Source organism: Sphingomonas sp. 10B4, assembly GCF_035019905.1.
Lineage (GTDB): Bacteria > Pseudomonadota > Alphaproteobacteria > Sphingomonadales > Sphingomonadaceae > Sphingomonas > Sphingomonas glacialis.
The window spans coordinates 1-7,171 of sequence record NZ_JASJVC010000111.1 but is presented as its reverse complement, the minus strand read 5'-3'; the positions used below and the strand labels follow the sequence as shown (position 1 = coordinate 7,171).

Here is a 7,171-nt window from a genome sequence, read left to right as displayed (position 1 = left end):
GCCCCTCGAGTTCCTCACGTTTCATAAACAGGATGAATCACGGACTGCCCGGTTTGACAAGGGGGTGGGTAATTACCAAAGCACAGTGCCATCACGGCGATGCCGCGCGCGTCATAGGCCTGGTCTGGCAACTCCCGTTGGATATCCATTGCTCAGCCATCAAAAAGATAGTCCGCCGCACACAGGCACGGCGGACCATACTGGGAGGGAACGGAAACTGACCGCGCTAGAACTTGGCGCCAAAGCGCACACCGAAGAAGCGCGGGGTGTTAACGCCGAAGGAAATCGAGTTGGGTATCGTTTCAGTTGTTGGCACAAAATTGCCATTCGTCCCGCCATAGCCACCGGCGTAACTGTTGGGACCACTGGTCTTCTGCAGCTTGTTCTCGATATTTTCGACAAAAACCTGAATGGTGAAACGATCAGCTGCGGTCGCATAAGTGAGGCTGGCATCGCTTCGGGTATAGGAATTCTGCTTGAACTGGACGACATTCGACAGGTCGGAAATCAGGTAGCTCGAGCTGTATTTGATGAGACCGCGCAGCTTGAGCCGTGAGCCTCCGCCAAGTTCGAAACTATGGCTGACAACCCCCGTCGCCGTGAATTCCGGACTGCTGTCAAGACGTTGACCGGCATATTGGAACTGGTTTGTGCTAACTCGGCCGGTCAACAAATTCCCGACCTTGGAGTGGCCGAGGGTGAGATTGCCACCGAGGGTCGTGTCGTTGTCGATCTGGTAGCTGAACTCGTTCTCCCAGCCATAGATTTGGGACTTGCCAATAGCGGTGTAGAGCACACCCGGGGGCGTGCCGCCCGGCCCGAAGAAGACGACCGAATTGAACTGCTGCTTTGAATAGTCATAATAATAGAAACCGCTTGTCAGGGTCAGGCCTTGTATGAGTTTGCCCTTGTAGCCGATTTCGTAAGCGGTCAGTGACTCGGGACCATAAGGTGAGGTCTTAGCGGTGACTGGATCAAAATCGTTAAACCCACCAGCCTTAAAGCCCGTCGAGACCGAGGCGAAAAGCAAATCCCTCGGCGTGAGCTGATAATTGAGACCGATGCGCCAGGTAACCTTGCTGTCCGATCCATTGCCGTTGTTCGGGCCGCCGACACAATCGTTCGGATAGTGGCAAGGCTGGCCTTTTTGATCGAGCCAGTAGGTTGCCGGTGAGAATGGCGAACCAAGCGCGGGATTGAAGAATGGGACCGCAAATGTGCCGACCCGCACGGTTTCATCGTGCGTATACCGAACTCCTGCGACGACGCCGAGTTCGCGGGTGACGTGATAGGTTCCCTGCGCGAAAATACCGTAGGATTTGTGGCTGGTCGTGTTGAGCGGGTCGATACCATTCTGATATGTCACGGTGTTCAAAGGGCTTCCCACAGGCGCATACCAGTTGTGGGCGCTCTCATTAATTTTCTCATAGTAGTAGTTCGCACCCGCGACGTAATCGATGATACCTGGATCGACATTCGAGATGCGGGCTTCCAACTGTGTGGTGTTGAAGACACCTTGATAGTCGCCAAGCGTGAAGGCCGAACTGCCCGGGAAAACCGGGCTTCGGCCCGCGCCGGTCTTATTTGCCAGCGGATTGTTTGTGCTGGTATCTTGCGTGTGATCCTTGAAATGCTGATGGCTGCCCAGAATGTCGAGCTGCGCCCCACCGAATTTGACGTTCAACGTGCCGACGAAGTTCTGGAAGTCGGTATCCTGGAAGGCCGGAACCGGGTTTGCGAGGATGTCGAATTGGCGCGAGCTGCCGGCATTCAACGAGTCGAGGAGGGCGCTGCCTCTTCCGACCCCGCCCTGGTGTCCGATCGTCGCAATCCCGATGAAGGTCACATCATTGGAAGGCTTGATCACGATCGATACGCGGCCGGTCTGGTCGGACTGATCGTTCTTCGCCTTCTGGTTGCCTGGCGCGAACGTGTAGCTGCTGGTCGGCGGAACGGCATTCGTATCGACGATGCTGAAGCCTTGCGGCTTCAGATAACCATCGCGCCTATTGAAGTTGCCGGCGACTCGAACCGCGATCATGTCGCTCACGGGAATATTGATCGCCGCTTCGCCGCGAACGGCGTTGTAGTTGCCGTATTCGAACTTGCCGTAGCCTTCTAAGACGCCGATCGACGGCTTCTTCGTGATCACGTTGATGGCACCGCCGGTGGAGGAACGCCCGTAAAGCGTCCCTTGCGGCCCGCGCAGTACTTCGATCCGCTCTACATCGAAATAGGGAAGACCCTGTTCCTGGCCGCGGCCGACGAAAGCGCCATCGACGTTGTAGGCAATGCCAAGCTCACCCTTGCTAGTCTGATCCGTCGAGGTGATGCCGCGAATGCTGATGTTGATGCCAAGACCGCCGGTGCCGATGTTCAATCCGGGGACGAGGTTTTGCAGATCGGTGACGGTGTTCACGCCGACCGTCTTCAGATCGCCGCCCCCGACGACCGAGATCGCCGCCGGAACTTTCAGCACGCTCTCCGAGCGCCTGAGCGCGGTGACAATGATTTCGCCGGTATCGACATCGGCAGGCGGGCTGGCGGCTGACCCGGCAGCTGAAGTCGCAGCCTGCCCATGTGCGATGGCGGGCATCAGCACAGCCAGCGCCAGCGCCGAGCTTGCAGCTAAGGCGCGCAGGCGCATTGTGTTGTTCAGATCGAGCATGATTCCCCCCCAAAAACCGTCCAAGCGTCCGGTTTCGACCGGCTCGGGGTAATAACTACCGGCAGGTGACGCAAGAAGCGCCTAGACGTAGGTCGAGCCCGTATGCCTTGCCCACGGTGCGGGGCATGGTGTGTTCGGCCCGGGCGTGACGCCTAAAAGCGGGAACTGGTTTTTGGCACGAGATCATGCGACAGCAAAAGCCTGAAAAAGCGAAATTGGTACCGAATGATGCGGATTATGTTGGTCGATGATCATCCGCTGTTTCGGCAGGCCTTGGCCGCGACGGTCAGCCAAATCGGCGTCGATGTTCAGATCGAACAAAGCGACACGATAGCCGCACTGCGCAAACGGCTGGCTGTCGATGCTGCGGCGGCGCTGGTGCTGCTCGACCTCAATTTGCCCGACAGCGCTGGGATCGGCGGACTGCTGGCAATCAAAGCGCACTATCCCGACCTTGCCGTGGCGATCGTATCGGCAATCGACGATGTCGAAACCGTGGCGACCGCGCAGGCCTGCGGCGCGGCGGGCTTCATCTCCAAGGCGGCAGGGATCGACGAGTTGTCAGCCGCAGTCCTGGTCCTGATCGGCGGCGGGACGTGGTTTCCCGAGGCCGATCCCGACGAGGCGCAGAACGGGCTGACCCATACGCAGGCGCGCATCCTCGATGGCGTGCACCGGGGATTGCTGAACAAGCAGATCGCCTATGAACTCGGGCTGTCCGAGGCGACGGTCAAATACCACCTAACCGGCCTGTTCCGCAAAATGAGCGTGCAGACCCGGTCTCAGCTGCTCGCCCTAGCGCGCTACCGTCCAGGTTGATCGTCGCGGGTCGCCGTGCTGGCCGCCTCCGCCAGCACGGCGCGCAGGGCCAGCGGGGCGACGGGTTTGTTGAACAGACCGATGCCTTCGATCGCCAGCATTTCCGCCCAGCCTTCTTCGCTGGTCGCGGTCACCAGCAATCGCAATTGTGCGCGCCCCGCCAATGCGCGCAGCGCGGCAAGGCCATCGCTGCCGGCAAGATGATAATCAGCGAGCGCGACATCCCATGTCCCATTCGGCACGTCTTCAGCGCTTTCGACCGGGGTCACCACACCACCCCAGCGCTCGATCAATGCAGTGGTGCCAAGCAGCACTTCGGCCTCGTCATCGATACATAGCACACGCAACCCCGCCAGATCGACTGCCGGGCTGATCATGCGCGGGCTCAGTGCAACCGGTGCGGTGGTGCCGACAATCACGCCAAACGTGCTACCCGCCCCGGGACGTGAACGCACCATTACCTGATGATCGAGCATCTGCGCGATCCGCGCCAAGATCGACAGCCCCAGACCCGCACCTTCAGCCAGCCGCCGCCCTTCGGGCAGGCGGCTGTATTCGCCGAACGCAGCCGGCAGTTTGTCGGGCGCAATGCCGACACCGCTGTCGCGCACTTCGATCCGGACGCATCGCCCCATTACGCGCACCGCCATCACCACCCGCCCGCGCGGCGTATAGCGTAAGGCATTGACTAACAAGTTCTGCAGCATGGAGCGCAGCAGATCGCGATCGCTCAGCGCCCAGGCTGTGGTCGGCAGCACGACCAGATCCAGCCCGCGCGACGTAGCCTGCCCGGCAAACTCCTGTCCGAGAGAGACCAGCAATGCGCGCAGATCGACCGGCTCCATGCGCGGTTTGAGGGCACCTGTTTCGAGTTGCGAGAGGTTGAGCAGCGCGCGCAACAGGCGGTGCGCGCCCTCCACCGCCTGATCGGCGCGTTCGAGCAGACTGACCTGTCCCGGATCGGCCTCTGCCCTGACCAAGGCATTGCCGATAAACAGGCGTGCAGCGTGCAGAGGCTGGACCAGATCGTGGCTGGCAGCGGCGACAAACCGCTTTTGAGCACCAGTGGCCTGTTCGGCCAGATGCCGCGCCGCCGTCAGTTCAGTGGTGCGTTCGCTGACCAGCACTTCGAGTTCCTCGTTGCTTCGCGCCAGCACCAGGGCCGCGGCCTTGGCATCGGTGACATCGGCCAAAGTGATCAGATAGTCGGCCTGTCCCAGCGGCCGGCCTGCCACTTGCAAGGTACGCCCATCAGGATCGCCGTGAATTTCACCGAGCAGCGGTCGACCCGCTGCAATCGCTTCCAGCCGACTAGCCAGATGCATGCGCAGACCGGCTTTTTGCGCCGTGTTGCCAATCAACTCGGACAATGATTTGCCGACATGCACATCACCTGGCCCCAGCCCCATTAATTGCAGCCAGCGCGTATTCCACGCCACCAGTTGCAGATCGCCGTCGACCACGCTGACCCCTTGCGCCAGACTGTCGAGCGTGGTTTGCAGCAGTTCACGGCTGAAATGCACGGCATGCCCTGCCTCATCGAGGATACGGCTGATATCGCCGGCATCCTGGCTGTCGGCGGCCAGCGCGATAGCGACAACATTGCGCGCCGACGGTGCCCCGATCACTCCTGCGAGCAGACGTTCGGCCGAACGGGCCAGCGTCGGGCTGACCGGCGCAGCTTCGGACAGATTGCCAGCGCGGGTCGAAATCCGGTAATCAAGCAACGCCTTGTCGGCCTCTGTCTTTCCCAAAAACTGCGTCAATAAGTGCCGTAGTTCGCCAATCGTCGCGCTGATCGGGCGTGATGGAGCAAGCGGCGTCGGCGAGGCGCTGGCGACAAAGGTATTGGCCTGGATCGTGTCAATCAAATGTGCCTTTGAACGCAGAGAAACTAGGACGAACAGCGCGGTGTTCATGGCAAGGCTGGCCAGCACCGCGCCATAGGGCATCCACCGCCCGGTGCTGGGCCAAAGCCCGTTGATGCCCGATCCGCCTCCGCCGCGTGCAAACATCAGATCAGGGCCCGCCAGTGTCAGCGCCCAGACAGCCATGCCCGCGACGATCCCGGCAATCGCGCCGCGCGCATGGCCGCGCCGCCAATAGATCCCGCCAAGCAGCGCGGGGCTGAGCTGGGCAAACGCCGTCAGCGCCGTCAAACCAAGTTGCATCGTGCCTTCGAGTTCGCGAATGCCAAGAAAATAGAGCCACGCCAGCAGCGCAATGCACAAAGTGGTCACGCGCCGGATCGTCAGGATCGCGCGTCCAAGATCAGCCCCGGGCGTGCCGGAACGCATCCACCCGCCGAGCAGCGGCAGCACGATCTCGTTCGACACCATCGCGGCAATCGCGGTCATTTCGACGATCACCATCCCACCGCCCGCCGAGAGACCCCCGATCAACGCCGCCATCGCCAGCAGTGGCCCGCCATGGTGCATCGGCACCGCCAGCACTTGCAGATGTGCGTCGACATCCGCCGCCCCGAACCCGGCACGAATGGCGGTGGCGATCAACAGCGTGGCCACGACCCAAAGGCTGAAATAGATCGGCACCACGAGCGCAGCGGCACGGATGTCGGACACGTCCTCAAGCGTGACAAAGCCAAGATGGAACTGCCGCGGCAGAGTAAAGGCCGTGACAGTGCAGAGAAGAATCAGCGTTAGGAACGACAGATCAAGATGCCAGCCCACCGGCGGAATCGCCTGCAGAGCTGAACTGGACAGCCCGGGCAAGCGCAGGAGCAGCGCGCCGGACAGGACTGCCACGCCCAGCAGACCCGCCAGTTTAACGCACGATTCGAGCGCAATGATGCCGACAAAGCCGCGGCTTTGCTGCGTGAGACTTGGCCGGCGCGCGCCGAACACGATGGCAACACCGACCAGCATCAACATCATAACCAGTGCCGTACCTGCCCCACCCATGCCGCTTGTGTTCATCGTATGGATAGGTGCCGTTCTACCGCTCGAAAAATTCCAGGCGCTGGTCAGCACTTTTAACTGTAACGCTAAATAAGGCAGGGCACCCAGACTGGAAACGCACGTGGCAAGAATGCCCAGCGCACGGCTCTTGCCATAACGCGCTGCCAGAAAGTCCGCGAGCGACCCAACATTTTCCTGCTTTGACAGGACCGCGATCCGTCGCCAGACGGGATACAGCAGGGTAACCGCCAAAATCGGCCCCATGGCATTGGCCGCAAACAGCCAAATTCCTTGGCTGGCATCGCCGACCCCACCAAAATAGGTCCACGCCGAACACAACGTGGCCAGCGACAGTCCATAGCGAAGTCCGCGCCAACGCGGCGACGCCTTGCTACTACGCCGTTCAGCCCGCCAACCGACATTAACCAGCAACGCCAGATAGAGAGTGACGGACACCAGGATAATCGATGGACCAAGCACATCGATAAGCTATGGGATTAACGCAAGAATGTCAGCATCCGTTCAGCGAATAAGATGATCGGCTGATTTCGGATCAAGCGTTGGCGTGATCATAGAACCCATGATCTGCCTTGAACCGCGCGGGATTTTCGGCGGTCATCAGCGACATGCATAACTGGTTGAGATGGTCGCCCTGCCGGCTGCGCGCGGCGGTGAAGACGCGCGTGCCGGGTAATTACCCACCCCCTTGTCAAACCGGGCAGTCCGTGATTCATCCTGTTTATGAAACGTGAGGAACTCGAGGGGC

Annotated in this window: 3 protein-coding genes; 1 reads left to right on the top strand and 2 read right to left on the bottom strand. The window is 60.5% G+C overall.

Annotated elements, in window-relative coordinates; all coding sequences use genetic code 11:
- Positions 1–226: 226 nt before the first annotated feature.
- On the bottom strand, positions 227–2,668 hold the full coding sequence (locus tag QN347_RS18300; RefSeq protein ID WP_322162127.1) for a TonB-dependent receptor: 2,442 nt from the start codon (positions 2,666–2,668) through the stop codon (positions 227–229).
- 237 nt (positions 2,669–2,905) lie between these two features.
- Between QN347_RS18300 and QN347_RS18295 the strand changes: the two genes are divergently transcribed.
- Positions 2,906–3,487, top strand: a complete 582-nt coding sequence (locus QN347_RS18295; protein WP_322162125.1) for a response regulator transcription factor — start codon at positions 2,906–2,908, stop codon at positions 3,485–3,487.
- Here QN347_RS18295 and QN347_RS18290 read toward each other — a convergent pair.
- On the bottom strand, positions 3,472–6,861 hold the full coding sequence (locus QN347_RS18290; protein WP_322162122.1) for an ATP-binding protein: 3,390 nt from the start codon (positions 6,859–6,861) through the stop codon (positions 3,472–3,474). The genes QN347_RS18295 and QN347_RS18290 overlap by 16 nt on opposite strands.
- Positions 6,862–7,171 lie beyond the last annotated feature (310 nt).

What these genes read in the sequence shown, in the direction of transcription:
- QN347_RS18300 (WP_322162127.1), bottom strand. Translation starts at nt 2,668, where the DNA reads ATGCTCGATCTGAACAACACAATGCGCCTGCGCGCCTTAGCTGCAAGC.
- QN347_RS18295 (WP_322162125.1), top strand. Translation starts at nt 2,906, where the DNA reads ATGTTGGTCGATGATCATCCGCTGTTTCGGCAGGCCTTGGCCGCGACG.